The 18488-nt window shown below is 61.7% G+C and carries 19 protein-coding genes and 3 pseudogenes; 16 read left to right on the plus strand and 6 right to left on the minus strand.

Annotation, left to right across the window (positions count from 1 at the left end; genetic code table 11):
• Positions 1 to 2 precede the first annotated feature (2 nt).
• From EKH55_RS23050 to EKH55_RS29825, 11 genes and pseudogenes are all read left to right on the plus strand, one after another.
• Positions 3 to 344, plus strand: coding sequence for a VirB3 family type IV secretion system protein (locus tag EKH55_RS23050; protein ID WP_069461258.1), 342 nt, complete (start codon positions 3 to 5; stop codon positions 342 to 344).
• Positions 337 to 2718, plus strand: coding sequence for a VirB4 family type IV secretion/conjugal transfer ATPase (locus EKH55_RS23055; protein WP_151613301.1), 2382 nt, complete (start codon positions 337 to 339; stop codon positions 2716 to 2718). Before EKH55_RS23050 ends, EKH55_RS23055 begins: the two co-directional genes overlap by 8 nt.
• Entirely contained in the window at positions 2718 to 3416 is a 699-nt protein-coding gene (virB5, locus tag EKH55_RS23060; RefSeq protein ID WP_151613302.1) for a P-type DNA transfer protein VirB5, read from the plus strand. The genes EKH55_RS23055 and virB5 overlap by 1 nt, the downstream gene beginning before the upstream one ends.
• Entirely contained in the window at positions 3413 to 3637 is a 225-nt protein-coding gene (locus tag EKH55_RS23065; protein WP_151613303.1) for an EexN family lipoprotein, read from the plus strand. Before virB5 ends, EKH55_RS23065 begins: the two co-directional genes overlap by 4 nt.
• Positions 3638 to 3642: 5 nt before the next feature.
• A complete protein-coding gene (locus tag EKH55_RS23070) occupies positions 3643 to 4578 on the plus strand; it encodes a TrbL/VirB6 family protein (RefSeq protein ID WP_192803792.1) in 936 nt (311 codons plus the stop codon).
• A complete protein-coding gene (locus EKH55_RS23075) occupies positions 4575 to 4883 on the plus strand; it encodes a hypothetical protein (RefSeq protein WP_151613305.1) in 309 nt (102 codons plus the stop codon). The genes EKH55_RS23070 and EKH55_RS23075 overlap by 4 nt, the downstream gene beginning before the upstream one ends.
• A 4-nt stretch (positions 4884 to 4887) precedes the next feature.
• Complete coding sequence (locus tag EKH55_RS23080) at positions 4888 to 5559, plus strand: VirB8 family type IV secretion system protein (RefSeq protein ID WP_069461252.1); 672 nt, start codon at positions 4888 to 4890, stop codon at positions 5557 to 5559.
• The gene (virB9, locus tag EKH55_RS23085; RefSeq protein WP_151613306.1) at positions 5559 to 6413 is read left to right on the plus strand and encodes a P-type conjugative transfer protein VirB9; all 855 of its coding nucleotides are present in this window, start codon (positions 5559 to 5561) and stop codon (positions 6411 to 6413) included. Before EKH55_RS23080 ends, virB9 begins: the two co-directional genes overlap by 1 nt.
• Positions 6414 to 6422: 9 nt before the next feature.
• Positions 6423 to 7595 carry a type IV secretion system protein VirB10 gene (virB10, locus tag EKH55_RS23090; RefSeq protein ID WP_151613307.1) on the plus strand — a complete coding sequence of 391 codons (1173 nt, stop codon included), beginning with the start codon at positions 6423 to 6425 and terminating at the stop codon, positions 7593 to 7595.
• 9 nt (positions 7596 to 7604) lie between these two features.
• On the plus strand, positions 7605 to 8588 hold the full coding sequence (gene virB11, locus EKH55_RS23095; RefSeq protein WP_151613308.1) for a P-type DNA transfer ATPase VirB11: 984 nt from the start codon (positions 7605 to 7607) through the stop codon (positions 8586 to 8588).
• A 274-nt stretch (positions 8589 to 8862) separates the two neighbouring features.
• Positions 8863 to 9098 (plus strand): annotated as a pseudogene (locus tag EKH55_RS29825) (transposase); the annotation flags it as partial.
• Positions 9099 to 9365: 267 nt separating this feature from the next.
• Here the strand turns inward: EKH55_RS29825 and EKH55_RS23110 are convergent.
• The 3 genes from EKH55_RS23110 to EKH55_RS23120 all read right to left on the minus strand — a co-directional run bounded on the left by EKH55_RS23110 (position 9366) and on the right by EKH55_RS23120 (position 11467).
• Positions 9366 to 9605 (minus strand): tautomerase family protein, encoded by a 240-nt coding sequence (locus EKH55_RS23110; RefSeq protein ID WP_151613309.1) that lies wholly within the window; start codon positions 9603 to 9605, stop codon positions 9366 to 9368.
• 74 nt (positions 9606 to 9679) lie between these two features.
• Positions 9680 to 10393 (minus strand): SDR family NAD(P)-dependent oxidoreductase, encoded by a 714-nt coding sequence (locus EKH55_RS23115; RefSeq protein ID WP_151613310.1) that lies wholly within the window; start codon positions 10391 to 10393, stop codon positions 9680 to 9682.
• Between the two features lie 141 nt (positions 10394 to 10534).
• Positions 10535 to 11467, minus strand: coding sequence for a LysR family transcriptional regulator (locus tag EKH55_RS23120; RefSeq protein WP_151613311.1), 933 nt, complete (start codon positions 11465 to 11467; stop codon positions 10535 to 10537).
• Between the two features lie 179 nt (positions 11468 to 11646).
• Here EKH55_RS23120 and EKH55_RS23125 point away from each other — a divergent pair.
• From EKH55_RS23125 to EKH55_RS23135, 3 genes and pseudogenes are all read left to right on the plus strand, one after another.
• Positions 11647 to 11742 (plus strand): annotated as a pseudogene (locus EKH55_RS23125) (type 1 glutamine amidotransferase domain-containing protein); the annotation flags it as partial.
• A gap of 82 nt (positions 11743 to 11824) precedes the next feature.
• Positions 11825 to 12847, plus strand: a complete 1023-nt coding sequence (locus EKH55_RS23130) for an IS110 family RNA-guided transposase (protein ID WP_069458496.1) — start codon at positions 11825 to 11827, stop codon at positions 12845 to 12847.
• 265 nt (positions 12848 to 13112) lie between these two features.
• A pseudogene (locus tag EKH55_RS23135) lies at positions 13113 to 13688 on the plus strand (type 1 glutamine amidotransferase domain-containing protein); the annotation flags it as partial.
• Between the two features lie 761 nt (positions 13689 to 14449).
• Here the strand turns inward: EKH55_RS23135 and EKH55_RS29635 are convergent.
• The gene (locus EKH55_RS29635; protein WP_210249915.1) at positions 14450 to 14962 is read right to left on the minus strand and encodes a class I SAM-dependent methyltransferase; all 513 of its coding nucleotides are present in this window, start codon (positions 14960 to 14962) and stop codon (positions 14450 to 14452) included.
• A gap of 87 nt (positions 14963 to 15049) precedes the next feature.
• On the opposite strand from EKH55_RS29635, the gene EKH55_RS29830 reads away from it, so the two are divergent.
• Positions 15050 to 15265, plus strand: a complete 216-nt coding sequence (locus tag EKH55_RS29830) for a hypothetical protein (RefSeq protein ID WP_246231845.1) — start codon at positions 15050 to 15052, stop codon at positions 15263 to 15265.
• 234 nt (positions 15266 to 15499) lie between these two features.
• Here EKH55_RS29830 and EKH55_RS23150 read toward each other — a convergent pair whose 3' ends face one another.
• Both EKH55_RS23150 and EKH55_RS23155 read right to left on the minus strand, forming a co-directional pair.
• On the minus strand, positions 15500 to 16111 hold the full coding sequence (locus tag EKH55_RS23150; RefSeq protein WP_151613313.1) for a class I SAM-dependent methyltransferase: 612 nt from the start codon (positions 16109 to 16111) through the stop codon (positions 15500 to 15502).
• Positions 16112 to 16150: 39 nt separating this feature from the next.
• A complete protein-coding gene (locus tag EKH55_RS23155; protein WP_151613314.1) occupies positions 16151 to 16339 on the minus strand; it encodes a DUF1059 domain-containing protein in 189 nt (62 codons plus the stop codon).
• Between the two features lie 201 nt (positions 16340 to 16540).
• Between EKH55_RS23155 and EKH55_RS23160 the strand changes: the two genes are divergently transcribed.
• Positions 16541 to 18418 carry a sigma-54-dependent Fis family transcriptional regulator gene (locus EKH55_RS23160; protein WP_151613315.1) on the plus strand — a complete coding sequence of 626 codons (1878 nt, stop codon included), beginning with the start codon at positions 16541 to 16543 and terminating at the stop codon, positions 18416 to 18418.
• The last annotated feature ends 70 nt before the right edge of the window (positions 18419 to 18488 follow it).

Here is an 18488-nt window from a genome sequence, read left to right on the forward strand (position 1 = left end):
CCATGGCGGACTCACGGCCGGCACTCGAGGAGGACACGCTATTCATCGCCTGCACCCGGCCGGCGATGATCGCCGGCGTGACGATGGAAGCCATGGGCATGAATATCATGCTGACGACCATTCTTTACATCGTCGCCGGCTCGGTCGCCTACGCGCTCGTCGGCGTCGTCTTTCATCTGGTGTTCCGCGCGCTCGTCAAACACGACCACAACATGTTTCGCATCCTGCTGGCCTGGGTGGAGACACGCGGCCGATCCCGCAACAGCGCCTATTGGGGCGGGGCGACGCTTAGCCCCCTGAAGCTCGCCCGCAAATACGATGAAAGGGACCTCGGATTTGCTTGAGCGTACCACAGTCAGATATCGCGAACTCGGTCCGGAGACCTTCATCCCCTGCGTTCGCCACGTCGACGACTCGACGATCGCGCTCGATTCCCGGGCGTTGATGGTGATGATCGCGCTCGAAGGCGTCTCCTTCGAGACCGCGGATGTTCTCGACCTGAATGCCCTCCATCGCGATCTCAATACCCTCTACCGCAACATCGCCGACGAGCGGCTTGCCTTGTGGACGCATCTGATCCGTCGTCGCGACAACAGTTATCCGGAAGGCACGTTCACCACACCGTTCTCGGCGGCGCTCAACGACAAGTACCGCACGCGAATGGTGGGCGAGGACCTGTTTCGCAACGACCTCTATCTGACGATCCTCTGGTCTCCGGCGCGCGATCCCGCCGACAAGGCGGCAAAGCTGCTGTCGCGCCTGCGTCGGGCCCGCCGGGCGGAGGCCGAACTCGACGAGGAAGCCTTGAAGCAGCTTCGCGACAAGATCGTGGACGTCACGGCGGCGTTGAAGCGCTTCGAGCCGCGCGTGTTGTCCCTTTACGAGCACGACGGCCTCATATTCTCGGAGCCGAGCGAAGTGCTTCATCAACTCGTCGGCGGACGACGCGAGCCGATCCCGCTGACTGAGGGCAGCATTGCCTCGGCGATCTACTCGGATCGTGTCATCGTCGGCCGCGAAACGATCGAAATCCGGCACGAGGCTGAAAGCCGCTTTGCGGGCGTGCTGAGTTTCAAGGAATATCCGGCCCGCACCAGGACCGGCATGCTCGATAGCGTGCTTACCAGTCCTTTCGAACTGATCCTGGCGCAATCCTTCTCCTTCGTCTCGAAGGCGGACGCCCGCGTCATCATGGGTCGAAAGCAGAACCAGATGGTCAGCAGCGGCGACAAGGCGGCCTCGCAGATCGAGGAGCTCGACGAAGCGATGGACGATCTGGAGTCCAACCGATTCGTGCTCGGCGAGCACCACCTGACGCTGTCCGTCTTTGCCCCCTCAGTGAAGGAACTGACCGACAATCTTGCCAAGGCCCGCGCCAGCCTGACGAGCGGCGGTGCCGTCGTCGCGCGCGAGGATCTCGGCCTTGAGGCGGCCTGGTGGGCGCAGTTGCCGGGTAACTTCCGCTACCGCGCCCGGTCCGGCGCGATCACGTCGCGGAACTTCGCCGCTCTATCACCCTTCCACTCCTATCCGGTTGGCCAGAAGGACGACAATGAATGGGGGCCAGCCGTCGCCCTGCTCAAGACCGCATCCGGGTCACCATACTACTTCAATTTCCACTACGGCGATCTCGGTAACACCTTTGTCTGCGGGCCGTCGGGCGCCGGCAAGACCGTGCTTCTCAATTTCATGTTGTCGCAGCTCGAGAAGCACGACCCTCATGTGGTGTTCTTCGACAAGGACAGGGGCGCCGATCTCTACGTGCGCGCCGCCGGTGGCACTTATCTGCCCCTTAAGAATGGCGTGCCGACCGGCTGCGCCCCCATGAGGGTCCTCGAACTCACGCCGGAGAACAAGGTGTTCCTGACTCGCTGGGTCGGCAAGCTTGTCGGCTCGGCGACGCGGGAACTGAGCGTGACCGAACTCCGTGACATAGCGTCCGCCATCGACGGCCTTGCCGATCTTCCGGTGGAGCGCCGGACGATTGGCGCGCTCAGGACCTATCTCGACAACACCGATCCCGAAGGCATTGCTGCGAGGCTGCGGCGGTGGGAGAGGGGAGGGCCTCTCGGCTGGGTCTTCGATAACGCCATTGAGGACATCGGCTTCGGTGAATTCGGCGTCGGCGGCAAGTTCGTCGGATACGACATGACTGACTTCCTCGATAACGAGGAAATTCGCTCACCGTTGATGGCCTATCTCTTCCATCGCGTCGAGCAACTGATCGACGGCCGCAGGATCATCATCGTCATCGACGAGTTCTGGAAGGCGCTCCAGGACGAAGGCTTCCGCGATCTCGCCCAGAACAAGCTGAAGACGATCCGCAAGCAGAACGGCCTGATGCTCTTCGCGACGCAGAGTCCGCGCGACGCGATCGTCTCGCCGATCGCCCACACCATCATCGAACAATGCCCGACGCAGATCTTTCTGCCGAACTCGCGCGGCGACCGCGGCGACTACGTCGATGGTTTCAAGCTCACCGAGCGCGAGTTTGAGCTGATCGCGCGCGAACTCTCCGTCGAGAGCCGACGGTTCGTGTTGAAGCAGGGCCACAACAGCGTCGTCGCCGAATTGAGCCTCAGCGGCTTCGATGACGAACTCGCCATCCTTTCCGGCCGGACCGCCAATGTCGAGCTAGCCGAGGCGATCCGCGCTGAGGTTGGCAACCGGCTTGAGGATTGGCTTCCCGTTTTCCAGCAAAGAAGGAGTGCGAGCTAATGGATTCCTATCGACTTCACGGCGCGGCGCTTGCGGCAGCGCTCATCGTTTCCGCTGGCACTGCGGCAGGGCAGGGGATTCCGGTGATCGACCAGACGGCGATCGGCAAGCACATAGAGACGATCGCTGAGCTGAAGTCGCAGCTCGACGCCCTCAATCAGCAGATTGAGCAAGCCCAGCAGCTCTATGGCTCGCTCAACAAACTGACCGAAATGGCGGATATCGCAGGCGTCCTCAACGATCCGGCCATCCGCAAGGCGCTGCCGGCAGACTTCAATGCCATCGAGGGATTGTTCACGGGCACTGACACCGGTCTCTTCGGGAACTCCGCCTCGAAGTTCCTCGAGGGTAATTCGATCTATCGCACCAGTGCCGACGATTTTTACGCGCAGGAGCTTTCCCGCATCCAGAACAAGAATGCCGGGCAGATGAGCCTCGGGCAGCAAATTTATGATGCGGCGACCAAGCGCATCGATGGCATCGACCAGTTGCGCGAGAGGATTTCGACGGCGAGCGATGCCAAGGATATCGCCGACCTGCAGGCGCGACTTCAGGCCGAACAGGCGTTCCTTCAAACGGATGTGTTGCGGATGGAGGGGCTCCGCATGGTGCAACAAGCGCAGGTTCAGGTCGATGAACAGCGCAAGGCCGAGGACTGGCGCCAGCGCATGGATGCGATGAAGGCAGCACTGCAATGAGGAGATTTTCCCTTATCCTCGCGATCCTCAGCCTGACGGGCTGCTCGGAGCGGACGTACACTGTCGACGAGTTGGTCGCGGACGAAGCGCTACTTGCTGACCTCGTCACCAAGTGCCGCAACAATCCGGGCGAGCTTCGCGACACCCCAAACTGCAGGAACGCGGAAAGTGCCGATGTTAAGCTGCGGTTCCAGCGCATGCGTCGGTCGCTTGGAGGCTGATGCTCATGTATGAGGTGTTCGCCTTCGTCGACGAGCAATTCAAGACGCCGTTGGAAGACTTCGTCTCCACTGGAACGTCGAACATCGCCGAGTGGGTCTCAGGCCCACTGACGGCGGCGATCACCCTCTATATCGTGCTCTTTGGCTATCTTGTTCTTCGCGGGTCGGTCCAGGGGCCGATCCTCGACTTCGCTTACCGCGCAATTAGGCTCGCCATCATCGTCATGCTGGTGAAGAACGCCAGTGAATACCAGACTTACGTCACCGACATCTTCTTCGAGTCCTTGCCGCGCGAGATCTCGCAGGCGCTGAACACCGGCTCTGCGCCGAGCGCCTCGACGTTCGACAGTCTGCTCGACAAGGGGCAGGCGTCCGCCACCGATATCTGGTCGCACGCATCCTGGCCTGGCGATATCGTCACCGGCGTCGGCGGCATGATGGTCATCGGCGCAAGTTTCATCGTAGCGTCGATCGGCTACATCGTCTCGCTCTACGCCCGGTTGGCGCTCGCCATTGTTCTGGCAATCGGGCCGGTCTTCGTGGTGCTCGCCATGTTCCAGTCGACGCGACGCTTCACCGAGGCATGGATCGGCCAGCTTGCGAACTTCGTGATCCTCCAGGTCCTCGTCGTCGCCGTCGGCTCGCTGCTGATCACCTGCATCAACACGACCTTCACGGCCATCGAGGGATACAGTGATATGCTGATGCGGCCGATCGCGCTTTGCGCCATCTGTCTTGCCGCTGTCTACGTCTTCTACCAGCTTCCCAACATTGCCTCTGCTCTGGCTTCCGGCGGGGCATCGTTGACCTACGGCTACGGTGCGGCCCGAGAGGCACACGAGAGTATGCTCGCTAGGGTTGCCTCACGCGGCTTTCGCGCCGCCGGCCGCGGGGTTCGCGCGGTCGGGCGGACATTGAGATCGAAAGACGCCAGCTCATGACGCCCATGGCACGAACAAGAAAAAGGCCATCCTGGATCAGACCAATCCTGCTACTGTTTATGACGGCGATCTTGAGCGGTTGCGCCTCAATGAACTATCCGCTCCCAAAATGTGACGGCTATTCCCGCCGGCCGCTCAATCGCGCCTTGTGGCAGTGGGAGGGCTATAGCGATCTCGACCGGAGGCATTCCGACACGAATGTAGTAAACGCGCTGCGCATTGCCTCCTATTTCGACGCAAGTAAGGGGCCTCTGGCCATCGCCCATCGTGACGTCGACGCATCCTATCGTCCTTGCGAGGGGTAGTGCGATGGTTTCGACCGACCAACTCAAGACATATTTCGAAAAGGCGCGGCGCTTCGATCAGGACCGGATGATCCAGGTTGAGCGCTCAGCGCGCATCGCTTGGTCCATTGCCGTCGTGGCCAGCACCCTTGCCGGCGCTTCGATTTTCGCCGTTGCCGGCCTCACACCGCTGAAAACGGTGGAACCTTTTGTCGTGCGGGTCGACAACTCGACCGGGATTGTCGATGTCGTCTCGGCGCTGACCTCGACCGCTGGCACTTACGACGAGGCCGTGACCAAATACTTCGCCGCAAAATATGTCCGCGCCCGGGAGGGTTATGTCTGGAGCGAGGCGGAGGAGAACTTCCGCACTGTCGCCTTGCTGTCGACGCAGCCGGAGCAGGCGCGGTTTTCGGCCATCTATCGCGGCAGCAATCCCGAGTCGCCGCAGAATACCTATGGGCGCGGCGTCACCGCGCGCATCAGCATCGCCTCGATCTCGCTGATCAATCCGCATGTTGTATCCGTCCGCTACATGCGCACGATTACCCGCGGCGAAGAGGTTCGGACAACCCATTGGGTTGCGACGCTCACCTTCTCCTATGCAAACGCGCCGATGTCGTCGACGGATCGGTTGGTGAACCCTCTCGGTTTTGCGGTCAGCGAATACCGGGCCGATCCGGAGGCCATCAACTGATGCGGACTGCTTTCGTCGCAACCCTCCTTCTTACAGCCTCCGCCTCCACGGTGGTTGCCCTCGAAATCCCACGCGGCGCGTCGCAGGACAGCCGCGTGCGTTTCGTCGACTACCAGCCGTACAACATCACCCGGGTTATCGGCTCGCTACGTTCGTCGGTGCAGGTGGAGTTCGCCGCCGACGAAGAGATCGCGCACGTAGCGCTTGGCAACAGTGTCGCTTGGGAGGTGGCACCGGCCGGTAGCATCTTGTTCCTGAAGCCGCGCGAGAACCAGCCGGTCACCAATATCTCCGTGGTGACCACGCGCCGCGACGGCTCCACGCGAAGCTACCAGATGGAGCTGACGGTGCGTGACGGAACGGTGGAGGTTGGTCAGAACACCTACTTCTACGTCAAGTACCGATATCCGGCCGATGAGGCCGAGCGCCGCCGCCAGGCGGCCGCAGCTCGTGCGATCGCGGCGAAGGCCAAGCAAGCAGACAACGTTCTGGCGATGCACGAGGCCTATGGACCTCGGAACTGGCGTTACTCCGCACAAGGCGCTGAGCAACTGGAGCCACAGTCGGTCTACGACAATGGCAAGATCACGACCTTTGCCTTCATCGGCAATCAGGAGATGCCCGCCATCTACATTGAGAACTCGGACGGCAGCGAGAGTCTGGTGCCCAAGTCCGTCGACGGCAACCTGGTCCTTGTCCACGCGATCGGCCGGAAGTTCATCCTGCGAAGGGGAGGTGATGTGCTTTGCGTCTTCAATGAGGCCTATGACCGGATCGGCATCAATCCGGACACCAATACGACCTCGCCGTCGGTCGAGCGGGTTGTTCGGACCAACACCGATACGGCGCAGTAGGGATTTGTCATGGTTCAGGAAGACGAAGGCCGGATACCGGGCGAGCGGGCCGAAACAGTTCCTGGCAGGAGGATCGACAACAATCCCGTCCTAAAGCGCGGTGCCGTTGCGCTGGCCGTCGTCGCCTTTGTCGCCTTCGCTCTGTGGTCGATGAGCGGGGAAGGGAAACGGCAGGAAAACGCCCGGCCGGAGCGGGTGGTCATCCGACAGACGACGAACTTCGAACCGGCCAAGGAGAAAATCGAACCGGTTCAGCCGCTACCGAAAGTGAAGTTGCCAACCCCTGTCGTGACTGCGGAGGTAAAAGAGGAAGATCCGCTGCTCGACTCGGCGCGGCGGGCGCCCGTCATGGCCTATAGTGGCGGACAGAAAAACGCGACATCGCGCCGTAATAACGAGGATCCCGCCATGTCGACGGACGGCAATTTCCTGCCGCTCGATGCAAACATGATGGGCCAGAATACGGCTGATGCCGATGAACAAAGGTTCAACGGGTTGCTGCGGCCGACGAAGCTGGAGGGTTCGCGTGCCGGCACGCTCGGTAATCGAAACTTCATCGTTGCAATGGGTACCTCGATCCCTTGCATCCTGGAAACCGCCATGGCGTCGGATCAGCCCGGCTTCACCAGTTGCGTGATCAACCGTGACGTCCTCTCTGACAATGGTCGAGTCGTGCTGATGGAGAAAGGAACCCAGATCGTTGGCGTGTATCGCGGCGGCCTTCAGCGAGGACAGCAGCGGCTGTTCGTGCTCTGGAACCGGGCAAAGACGCCGAAAGGTATCATCGTTACCTTGGCCTCGCCCGCGACGGATGCGCTAGGCCGCGCCGGCGTCGACGGCTATGTCGACACCCATTGGGGGGAGCGGTTCGGAAGTGCGCTTCTCCTTTCGATCGTGGGCGACGCCACGAGCTATGCCGGCAGCCGCCTGCAGGACAGCGACGTCGACGCTGAGCGCACCACCAGCGCCGGCCAAACAGCGGCCGCAATCGCTGTCGAGCAGTCGATCAACATCCCGCCAACGCTCAACAAACATCAGGGCGAGCTGGTCTCTATCTTCGTGGCGCGCGATCTCGACTTTTCCGGCATCTATGGATTGCGGGTGACCGAGCCGAGGAACAGGGTCCTAGACCGGGCGGTGCTGGGGGATTTCAGCCCACGCTCGACGCTGGTGACGAAGTAGCGTCGAGACATGATCGAGGGCCCTGACGCTGCAGTCGTCCGCGAGTTGCTCGCCCCATTATCGCAGTTCTTGAAAGACGAGTCGCTTTACGAAGTGATCGTCAATCGGCCCGGGGAGGTGCTGACGGAAGGCGCCGGTGGTTGGCGGACCCATGATCTGCCGGAGCTTACCTTCGAAAGACTTATCCGCCTTGCCCGGGCCGTGGCCAGTTTCTCCCATCAGTCCATCGATGAAACGCGGCCGATCCTGTCGGCAACACTGCCCGGGGACGAACGGATCCAGATCGTCGTTCCTCCCGCCACCACCAGGAACACGGTTAGTGTCACCATCCGAAAGCCGTCCTCGGTCACATTCACGCTCGACGATCTGGAAGAGAGAGAATTTTTCGCCGAGACGCGAGCAGCCAACGATGGCTCCTCGACGCAGGACCAGGATCTTCAGACACTATACCGGGCCGGCCGCTTTAAGGATTTTCTGCGGCAAGCCGTGATCGCTCGGAAGAATATCATTATCTCAGGCGCAACCGGATCGGCGAAGACGACGCTTTCGAAAGCGCTGATCAAGCACATTCCGGAGCACGAGCGGATCATTTCGATTGAGGACACCCCAGAACTAGTCATTTCGCAGCCGAACCACGTGCGCCTGTTCTATTCGAAGGGCGGCCAGGGGCTCTCAAGCGCAGGCCCGAAGGAACTGCTGGAATCATGTCTTCGGATGCGGCCGGACCGCATTCTTCTGCAGGAGTTGCGCGATGGCACTGCCTTCTATTACGTCCGCAATGTTAATTCCGGTCACCCCGGATCGATAACCACCGTGCACGCGGATTCGGCCGAGCTTGCCTTCCAACAGTTGACGCTGCTCGTAAAAGAATCGGAGGGCGGACGAAACCTGGCTCGCGATGACATAGACAGATTGTTGAGGGTCTCGATCGACGTCATTGTTCAGTGCAAGCGAATGAACGGACAGTTCCGCGCAACAGAAATCTACTTTTGAGGCTGAATTTGTGGGCGCTGCGGATTCTCCTTAAGTAGAGGGATTCGCAGTCGGCTTCCCGCTGCGTCGCGATAAGTGCTGATCGTCCCGAACGGGTGGAGGGACTAAGCCGCTCGCGCGGCAGGGGCGCCTGTGGAGTGCGTCGTGCACCAACGCAAACGGCGCGCATTTGAGAACGGGCAAGGCTGCCTGACGATTGGGCCTTCTCAATCCTCAGACAGGAGGTTGCCATGACGGAGGAGAGGACGACCCCGCTGCGCGCGGATGGTCGAAGACATGCGCATCCGTGCTGACCCATGACCCGCATGTGCACATCGTCGTGCCGGTGGTGGGCTGTCGCTGTGTGGAACGCGCTGGATCTCATGTCGCCCCGGGTTCTTCCTGTCTGTTCGAGTGCTGTCTCGTCTGTTCCGGCGGCTGTTTGTCGAAGGACTGATGGCACTGCATCAATCCGGCGATCTCGCCTTCTTCGGGGGTCTGGCCGGGCTCGCCGAGGCAGATGCCTTCGCCTTTCTTCGAGAAGCTGCGCTTCCTCCGGTGTGGTGGCGGTACCGATCAGCTTCATGCCGGCCTTTCGAGCAGCGCGCATATGCTCGGACGCTAACAGCCCGAAGACGAACTTAAGACAGCCGGCCTGACCCTTAGGACCGCCTCGAACTGCGCTTTGAAGTCGGCATGCCGATGTCCCTCCCAAGTGCTAGTCGCGGTCCTCGTCTGTGGGATGCGGTCCGCCGCCTGCGCGGTGAATGAGCAGGCGGCGAAGCCGGGCTTGGCGGCTCAGGATTTTGCCGCCGCGGCGCGTATTCGGCGGTATTGCTCCGTAGGAAGCCCACCCCAACCCCAATTGTCGAGATCGACTTCCTCGATTACGACGTAGGTCGAGTCGAGCGGCTTGTTGAGGACGTCGAGCAGCACCTCGCTGACGCCTTTGATGATGGCGGCCTTCTCCTCCGCCGTGACGGAGTTGCGGTCCGGAGTGCTTCCCTCGCGGGTGACCTGTACGGTGACAATAGGCATTGCCGTCTCCATTGAATTTGTTGGGCTTGGACAGGCGCCGCACGGTTCCAGCGCGGCCTACCTTGTGCTGGTGATTACCAACGACCGGCGTTCTGGCCGCCGTCGACGTGCAGGATCTCGCCGGTGACGAAGCCCGCGGTCTCGAGGTAGAGGACGGCATCGACGATATCGCGAATTTCGCCCATGTGGCCGATGGGGTGCAGTCCGGCGAACACCGAATGCGTCTCGGGCGGATGCATCGGCGTCTTGATGATGCCCGGAGAGACCGCGTTGACCCGTACGCCGCTCTTGGAGAATTCCATCGCCAGCGACCGCGTCACAGCATTCAGACCTCCTTTGGTAAGAGAGGCGAGCGCGGAGGGCACGCCGACGATTGGCTGATCGACGAGGCTCGTGGTAATGCTGACGATATGACCCGAGCTCTGCTTCAGCATCTCCGCCGCCGCTCGCTGGGTGATGTGGAAGAAGCCTGCGACATTGACGCCGAGATTATGCTCGTACTCATCTTGCGTCATTTCAATGAAGGGCTTGGCGAGGAAAACGCCCGCATTGTTCACCAGCGAGTCGATTCGGCCAAAGCGATCGAGGCCCTCGCGCACGACCCGCTCGGCGGTATCCGGCTTGCTGATGTCGCCGGCTACCGTGTGAATATTAGGGTCGGCGCTCTCTTTGATCGACCGCGACGTGGCTACGACGCGGTAGTTACGGTCGCGATAGGCGCGTACCAATCCGGCGCCGATGCCTTGCGACGCGCCGGTGATGATGACGACTTTCTGTTCGGTGCTCATGGGTAAGATCCTTGTTTCGATTGCAGCGGTGCCCCTTGCGTCCGCCCTCCGCCATCGGCGTCGGTGCAATGAAATTAGGTCCATCCGATCTTTGGGAGAATAGTCGCTGTTTGGCAGTCACTCGACCGAACACCGGCATAATCATCCGAGCGCATCGGCTTCCGCCGAGAGGTGGGCGAACTCGGAGCGCAGGCGTGGGGCGGCGAAATCGACGAAGGTACGGACCTTCGGGACTGACATCCGGCCCTGCGGTGAGATGAGATGCGCCGGCAAGGGCGGGTGCTCGGCCTCCGCAAGCACGATCTTGAGGCGTCCGTCGCGCACATATTCCGCAACGTGATAGGAATAGAGCCTGGTGACACCGTGACCTGCGGCGGCGGAAGCGGCCGCAGCGCGCACGCTGTTGAAGATGCACCGCGGGGTGAACTGCACTGTTCTTGGAATGGACGACCCCTTCACCGGCGTAAAATTCCAGGAGTCCAGGCCGAAATTGGTAAAGGCGATGATCCGGTGTTTCGCGAGATCTGCCGGCTCGTCAATCCGCGGATGAGTGGCGAGGTAGCGAGGAGAGGCGACCACCACCCGCCTGACATCCCCGCCAACCCGGGTGGAGATGAGTGACGAGTCCGCCAATTGCCCGATGCGCAGGGCAATGTCGATGCCCTCATCCACCAGGTTGGCGAACCGATCGAGCAGGAGCAGTTGTGCCGACACGGCGGGATAGAGATCGAGGAAATCATCGAGGATGGGGCGGAGCACCTCCTCCCCCAGGATCGGCGGCGCCGAAATCGTCAATCTTCCGCGAGGAGCCGACCGCTCGCCGCCAGCGAGCATGTCGGCTTCCTCGAGGTCGACCAGCACCCTGCGGCAGGCGGCGGCATAGCGCTGGCCGGCTTCGCTGAGTTTCAACGTGCGGGTAGTCCGGTGCAATAACTCGACGCCGACATGTGTCTCCAGTAAACTCAGCGCCCGGCTGACCGCCGTCGGCGAACGCTTCAGCCGCCGCGCGGCACCGGCGAGACTGCCTTCGTCGATCGCCGTCACGAACACTTTCATTGCATCGATGCGATCCATCTATTCTGCCGCCCTTCGGGATAGTGACTGCCAGACAACAACTATTCACCTGAAAACGGCATCAGGTAAATAATGGCACCAGGCCGAAGCCGCGATCGATCTGCGAAGGCCGGCGGGACGGGCATATTTTCCTCGGTGAGCCCGCGTTGGGACACGCCTCAAAGAGAAGGAGAATGGCTATGAAAATCCTGATGGTTCTGACCTCGCATGACCAACTGGGGAATACCGGCAAGCCGACGGGCTTCTGGCTCGAGGAGTTCGCGGCGCCCTATTATGATGGGGTGGACACCCCCCTCGACGGCATCGATGTGCCAGAATGGTGGTTGTTGCAGCCACCGGAGAGAAGGAGTGTCCACGATGGAAGTTAGCACGATCGGCCTGGATTTGGCGAAGAATGTGTTTCAGGCCCATGGGGCGGACGCGTCTGGTTGCGTCGTTTTCCGCAAGCAATTGCGCCGGAAGAACGTGCTCGAATTCTTCGCCAAGCAGCCCGTGTGCATGGTTGCCATGGAGGCATGTGCCGGTGCGCATTATTGGGCGAGGGAGATTGGTAGATTTGGTCACACTGTTAGATTGATCCCGCCGGCCTACGTCAAGCCGTTCGTGAAGCGACAGAAGAACGACGCGGCCGACGCCGAGGCAATTTGCGAGGCTGCCCAGCGTCCGACGATGCGTTTCGTCGCTGTAAAGAGTGAGGATGCTCAGGCAAGCGCCGTTGTGTTTCGGGCTCGGGACTTGCTGGTGCGACAGCGAACGCAAGTTATCAACTCGCTCCGCGGTCACCTCGCCGAATACGGCTTCGTCACCGCTCAGGGTCCATCGCATGTCGCCGGGCTCATAGAATACGTGACGGATGATAAGAACACTCTGCCGGACGCAGCTCGTCTGGCGCTCGCCATGTTGGTCGATACTCTGCGATCGCTGGAGGACCGGATCAGGCAGCTCGACCACGAGATCGCACGTCGCGCCCGAGAAGACGCGGACGCTCGGCGGCTTGCGACGATCCCAGGTGTAGGACCGATAACAGCGACGGCATTGACAGCATTGGCTCCAGCGGCATCGACCTTCAAAAGAGGACGTGATTTTGCCGCCTGGCTCGGCCTGACGCCACTTCAGCGATCTACTGGCGGAAAACAGAAACTTGGCGCGACATCGAAAATGGGCGAGCGAACATTGCGGCGCCTCCTTATTCTTGGAGCCAGCTCCGTGGTCCGGCAAGCCGCTCATCGTGGTCTGCCAGAGGGATCGTGGCTCGGGCGCATGCTCGTCCGTAAGCCACGTATGCTTGTGATCGTCGCCCTCGCCAACAAGCTGGCGCGCATCGTTTGGGCGCTGCTAGCGAAAGGCGGGGTCTATGGAGCTCCAGTAGCGGCCGGATAAACCGGCCGCAAACAGGAGGCGTCGAAGGTGTAGGAGGGTCGAAAGGAAGGTATGGCGCACAGTCGATAAGAGACGGGATCGGAAAACCAGGCCTGAACGGAGTGCCCAGAGCACGCTTTTATGATTTGGACCCGATCCGCGAACTCCCATACGGGCCCGCGGCATCCAGATGGTCGCAACAGAGGCCGGACAGATGTCAGCACCCGACTACGCGCAAGTACCGTGCCTGGAAAATCCTCTTGCACTTACGGGGGTGTCCACAGATGTGTTCAGGGATGCCGGCGCGGAGGTCACGCTCGCATCGCCAAAGGGTGGCCAACCGCCGATCGATCCGAAAAGCGATGAACCGGGCAGCCAGACCGAGGCGATGGAACGTTTCAAGAAGGACTCCGCCGCTCAGGAGGAACTCGCCAACACCAGACGGCTCGCCGAAGTCGAGATGGACGGCTTCGACGCGATCTTCTATCCGGGAGGTCACGGCCCACTTTGGGACCTTGAGGACGAAGACTCGATCGCGCTCATCGAAGAGTTCTACAATGCAGGAAAACCGGTTGCTGCCGTCTGCCATGGCCCGGCTGTCCTGCTCAAGGTCACCTCTCAGGGAGAGCCCGTCGTCAAGGGAAAGCGCGTCACCGGCTTCACCAATTCCGAGGAGGAGGCGGTGCAACTGACCGATGTCGTGCCGTTCCTTGTCGAAGACGAACTGAAGCGCCTTGGCGCCCGCTTTGAAAAGGCCGCTGATTGGGCCGATTTCACGGTTGTGGACGGCCAGCTGATCACGGGCCAGAACCCGACTTCGTCCACCGCGGCGGCAAAGGAACTACTCAAGCTTCTCCAGTAGTCGACGACCTGGCTCGCCGGCTCCTTCTTTCAGATATCAGGAGGACCGCAAGGAAGCCTCCTGCACTTTTGCAGGCTAACCGCCCCGTCGCCCAGGGCGGCGGGGCGTCCGCTTCCCTGAAGGTTTTTCGATGCGGGCTGCGACGGCTGCCACCGGGTGTGTTCCGGCCCGCGTAAAAAACCTCGGAAGGATGAATACCAATCCGACTACGCCGGCGGTCGCCTTACCCGATAGCCGACATTTGCCGCACGCCTTCAGTGACATCGACGCTATCTCCGGAGTCGAACCTTAGAAGCCAGCAGGCATCAGTGGCCGCCCCATCAAGTGCTGGGATGACCACAAACTGAATGCATCAAATTGACCGCGCGGTCACTTGGTCCCGATGCCAATATTGACGGGGTTTCTCAGGATGGCCGAGCCGTAACCGCCTGCCCGTCCGCGAACCATGCGATCGAGCGTCTGGTGAATAACTCCACGCTCGCCGTTGCTCAATGCCGGGCTGCAAAGCACTTCCTCGACAATCGGATTGCTCCATGCGATCCAGTCCCATAGCTCGGCGCCTGACCTAAACGCCGTGCTCTCGGTGATCGTCTCGACATTGACGTCCTTCAGTCCGGCTTTCGTCAGTTCGCGGACAAGCCGCTGCGGATCTCTGAGCTGAAACGGCAGCGGCGGGGGGCCATCAGCGGACCATTAAACTCCGGGCGCACCGATTGAACGGCCCCGACCAGGAAAGCGAGGAAGTCTATCCGAGGCAGGTCTCAAAAGGCGATGACCAGCACCCGCCCTCCAGGTTTGACAACCCGTGTCATCTCCCGAATGCGCCTTGGCACGTCGGGAAAGAGCATTACCCCAAACTGAGATCCCGCCATGTCGAAGCTGTCGTCGTCCATTACGCGGGTATCGATTTGCATGTTTTCCCGGCCGGCACGTTCTCGCAGCAGCCGGAGCATGATGGGCGACTGGTCGACGGCGACCACCTCGGCACCGATACGTGCTGCCGGGATACTGGGCGCGCCGCTGCAGGATGCAATGTCGAGAAAGCACACACCGGGGCGGAGCCCTGCCCTGATCAGACTCTCATTGCCGAGCCACATCTGCGTTTCTGTATTCGTCCGATCGTAGCCAGGGGCAATTCGATCCCAAGCATCACGAGTGTCGGGCAGCGCCTGGGTCGCGGCGGCTTCGCTCTCTATAAGCGCGGTGCGGATCGCGTCCATGAATGCCGACTGGCTGCTCGATCGGCGGATCGTCGGCGGCACCATCGATGACATGGAGCGGCCAGCCGAAGCGGGCGCTTGCGGACTCGGCGATCGGCAGCGGCGTCGCGAGATCGTGCCGCCCCCAGACCAGGAATGTCGGTGGGCGCGATCGTCACCTGCCTGTGGTTGGTCTGGTTTGGCCTGTCCCTGGCGCGGCTCCAGGCCGGCCGCCTGACCGGGACCGGCTTCGGGTCTTTCGCCGCAGCGCTGGTGCTCCTCGGGATCGGCTGGAATTTTCTCTACATCGGCGGCACGACGCTCCTGACTACGACCGACACGCAGGCCGAAAAACGCGCGCAAGCTGTCACGACATGACGATCTTTGCGGTCGGACTCGCGTGTTCTTTCAGAGCCGGCGCGTTGCTGAAGCGCCTTGGTGGCAGATGCTGAATCTTGCGCCTTTGCCGAGGCTGGCCGTCGCCGCCGCTACCTTGGCTTGACTGGTCACCGTCAGCGCCGACATATCGAGCCTGCCCATGCAGCTTGACGCCACGACCCTCGCCTCGCGGGAACAGCCCTCGCAAATGAAGACTCGGTTCCCGGAAAAGTGTCAATTTCGCCGTGCGCTGCCCTCGTAGGTAAAAGTCATCGGCTTCGGCCCTTGCATGTACCCCGTCTCAATCCGGTCGATTTGGAATCCTGCCGCTTCTATCATCGACCTGATCGGTCGGTTTAGATGGCAGCCGCCGCTGATGCGCCGCCAGATAGGCGTGAGGTGATCCTGCCACCAGCGCACTCCACGGTCAGGCGAGAGTCCATGCTCGACGAACAGCAGCTTGCCGTCCGGCCTGAGTACGCGGCGCATTTCCGACAGTGCTGCCGCACTTCCCGGGATCGTGCATAGGGTCCAGGTGGTGACCACCGTGTCGACGCTCTTGTCGTCAAGCGGAATGGTTTCCGCCGAGTCCTCGATAAAGGTGACCGGCATTTCCGAATGCGGGACGCGGCGCGCCATCGCGAGGAGGGTTGGGTCGGGTTCAAGGGCGAGAATTTCCCGTATAGACCCCCGGTAAAAGGGCAGGTTCAGGCCCGAGCCGCTGCCTATCTCCAGGACGCGACCTTCCGCAGCGCCGATTACGCGCTCGCGATAGGGATGCAGGCGCTCGTTGCGCATTGAGAGATCGCAGAGCTTCGGCAGGATCACATCGCTGTAGATGCCCATGCGCGGTTCCTTAGCGGTGACGAAACGGTGCGCGTCGTCCTACGTTTCGCGGATTAGGTTTTTGATCTGTTGCCGATCTTCTGGGGACCATTTCTCAGGCTCCTCCTGATGAGCGGTCGATCCGTGGATTTCGATGTGTTTCCAGAGTTCCGCTTCAGTTTCGGCAGTAAACGACGCCGGACACGCTTCCATTCCAGGGTAGTCCTTGCAGCGGTACGAGTAGGCCATCGCTTCACCCTCCTACGCTGCCATCACAGTAGCACAGAATTGTGCGGCGGAGACGCTGACCAACGGCGTGCGATCCTTGTCCTTCTGACGGAATGCAAGGGGCCGATGGCCTGGCGCTCGCCCCTTCGCTTCCTTTACTTTCGCCGTCGGCTTCAGCACACTCCATGCGAGGAGCGAGCGCGGGTCCGTTGGGAGGCGGTCATGTTTTCTTATTCCGACCATGTCCGGGAAATCGAGCGGGCGGGCCGCGGCCTCCCCGTCAGTCGTGACGACATGGTCGTGAAATCCTGGTTGCGCTGCCTCGAGCATCACCGGCTCGACCCGGCGCAGACCTGCGAGGCCTATATCGTTCCGGAGCCGCGGCTCAAGGAGCACCGCCAGCAATCGGAAGACCTGATCAACATCGCCCGCTCCGGGCTCGAGCATCTGTTCCGGCAGGTGGCGGGGCAGAACTACGTGCTGCTGCTCTCCGATCGGCAGGGCGTGACCGTCGAGTTCCTCGGTGATCCGCTCTTTAACAACAACCTGCGCAAGGCCGGGCTTTATCTCGGTGCGGAATGGTCGGAGTGGCGCGCCGGCACCTGTGCCGTCGGCGCCTGCATCGAGGCGGGCGAGGCGCTGACGATCCATCAGACTGACCATTTCGACAACACCCATACGCCGCTCTCCTGCACCGCGGCGCCGATCTACGACACGCATGGCGAACTCTCCGCGGTCCTCGACATTTCGCTCCTGAGTTCGCCGATCGCGAAGGCGAGCCAGAACCTTGCGCTGCATCTGGTCAACGCTACCGCAAGGCGCATCGAGCTTGCCAACCTCATGGCGCAAGCACGTCACGAATGGGTACTGCGGTTCTCGCGCTCACCGGAATTCCTCGATGTCGATCCTGAGGCGGCGATATCGATCGACGGGCGCGGACGTATCGTCGGCATGACGCACGGCGGCGCGAAGATCCTGGCGCGCGCGGCCGGACTCGACTGGCGGGATCCGCGCCAGCTTCTCGGCGAACCGGTGTCGCGCTTCCTCGACGTGGAGATCGACGATCTTCCCGACCTCACGCGCCAGCGTCCGACGCAGGACCGGCTCGTCTTCGCCCGCGATGGAGATGCGCTTTTCGCCCATGCCATCGAGCCGCATTCGCGCATCCGCGCGCCGGTCATCTCGCGCGAGCAGATCCCGCCGCCATTGCGCCGGCTCGGTGGCGATGCACCCGAGATCGTCGCGCTGCAGGCGAGGGCCGCGAAGCTTGCCCGCACGAGCCTGCCGATCCTTATCCAGGGCGAAACGGGAACCGGCAAGGAGCATCTGGCCCGCGCCATTCACGAAGGCAGCGGCCTCAACGGCCAGTTCGTCGCCATCAACTGTGCGGCGATCCCCGAACAACTGATCGAGAGCGAGCTCTTCGGCTATCTGCCCGGCGCCTTCACCGGCGCCTCCGCCAAGGGCCGCAAGGGCCTGATCGAGCAGGCCGACGGCGGCACTCTCTTCCTCGACGAGATCGGCGACATGCCGCTTGTCCTGCAGAGCCGGTTGCTGCGCGTGCTTGCCGAGGGCGAGGTCTTGCCCGTCGGAGCCAGCGTTCCGCGCCCGGTTCAGATCCGGGTCGTCTCCGCCTCGCATCGGCCTCTGCAAACGCTCGTCTCCCAAGGCCACTTCCGCGAAGATCTCTATTACCGCCTGAATGCCGCGACGCTCTCGCTTCCTGCGCTGAGGGACAGATCCGATTTCGATTGGGTTCTGGAGGAGATCCTGAAGCGGCATTCCGGCGGCAGGCTCACGCTGTCCGCGGCTGCCGTCATCGCGCTCAAGGCCCATGATTGGCCGGGAAACATCCGCGAACTCGACAACGCGGTCGCCGTCGCCTCGGCGCTTGCCGAAAACGGCGTCGTCGAGATCGGCGACCTGCCGGAAGTTCTCGTGGGCAAGGCCGGCGCTGGTGGATGTGAGGCGGGTGCGGCTCTGGACCTGATGCTCGCCGCCTGCAACTGGAACATCTCCGAGGCCGCCCGTCGTCTGGGTCTCGACCGCTCCACCGTGCATCGGCAGATCAAGCGTTATCGGCTAAAGCCGAAGCACTGAGCGGATGCTGCAACAGGTCGGCCGCCACAGCTGTGGCGACCACACCGCTCGGCGCAACACACCTGTCCCT

This window comes from Sinorhizobium alkalisoli, from assembly GCF_008932245.1.
Taxonomy (GTDB): domain Bacteria; phylum Pseudomonadota; class Alphaproteobacteria; order Rhizobiales; family Rhizobiaceae; genus Sinorhizobium; species Sinorhizobium alkalisoli.

Coding starts and splice junctions, on each gene's coding strand:
- EKH55_RS23110 (WP_151613309.1), bottom strand. CDS start 9,605: ATGCCTATTGTCACCGTACAGGTCACCCGCGAGGGAAGCACTCCGGAC.
- EKH55_RS23115 (WP_151613310.1), bottom strand. CDS start 10,393: ATGAGCACCGAACAGAAAGTCGTCATCATCACCGGCGCGTCGCAAGGC.
- virB10 (WP_151613307.1), top strand. CDS start 6,423: ATGGTTCAGGAAGACGAAGGCCGGATACCGGGCGAGCGGGCCGAAACA.
- EKH55_RS23120 (WP_151613311.1), bottom strand. CDS start 11,467: ATGGATCGCATCGATGCAATGAAAGTGTTCGTGACGGCGATCGACGAA.
- EKH55_RS23050 (WP_069461258.1), top strand. CDS start 3: ATGGCGGACTCACGGCCGGCACTCGAGGAGGACACGCTATTCATCGCC.
- virB9 (WP_151613306.1), top strand. CDS start 5,559: ATGCGGACTGCTTTCGTCGCAACCCTCCTTCTTACAGCCTCCGCCTCC.
- EKH55_RS23150 (WP_151613313.1), bottom strand. CDS start 16,111: ATGGGCATCTACAGCGATGTGATCCTGCCGAAGCTCTGCGATCTCTCA.
- EKH55_RS23160 (WP_151613315.1), top strand. CDS start 16,541: ATGTTTTCTTATTCCGACCATGTCCGGGAAATCGAGCGGGCGGGCCGC.
- EKH55_RS23130 (WP_069458496.1), top strand. CDS start 11,825: ATGGAAGTTAGCACGATCGGCCTGGATTTGGCGAAGAATGTGTTTCAG.
- virB11 (WP_151613308.1), top strand. CDS start 7,605: ATGATCGAGGGCCCTGACGCTGCAGTCGTCCGCGAGTTGCTCGCCCCA.
- EKH55_RS23075 (WP_151613305.1), top strand. CDS start 4,575: ATGACGCCCATGGCACGAACAAGAAAAAGGCCATCCTGGATCAGACCA.
- virB5 (WP_151613302.1), top strand. CDS start 2,718: ATGGATTCCTATCGACTTCACGGCGCGGCGCTTGCGGCAGCGCTCATC.
- EKH55_RS23080 (WP_069461252.1), top strand. CDS start 4,888: ATGGTTTCGACCGACCAACTCAAGACATATTTCGAAAAGGCGCGGCGC.
- EKH55_RS23065 (WP_151613303.1), top strand. CDS start 3,413: ATGAGGAGATTTTCCCTTATCCTCGCGATCCTCAGCCTGACGGGCTGC.
- EKH55_RS23155 (WP_151613314.1), bottom strand. CDS start 16,339: ATGGCCTACTCGTACCGCTGCAAGGACTACCCTGGAATGGAAGCGTGT.
- EKH55_RS29635 (WP_210249915.1), bottom strand. CDS start 14,962: ATGTCATCGATGGTGCCGCCGACGATCCGCCGATCGAGCAGCCAGTCG.
- EKH55_RS23070 (WP_192803792.1), top strand. CDS start 3,643: ATGTATGAGGTGTTCGCCTTCGTCGACGAGCAATTCAAGACGCCGTTG.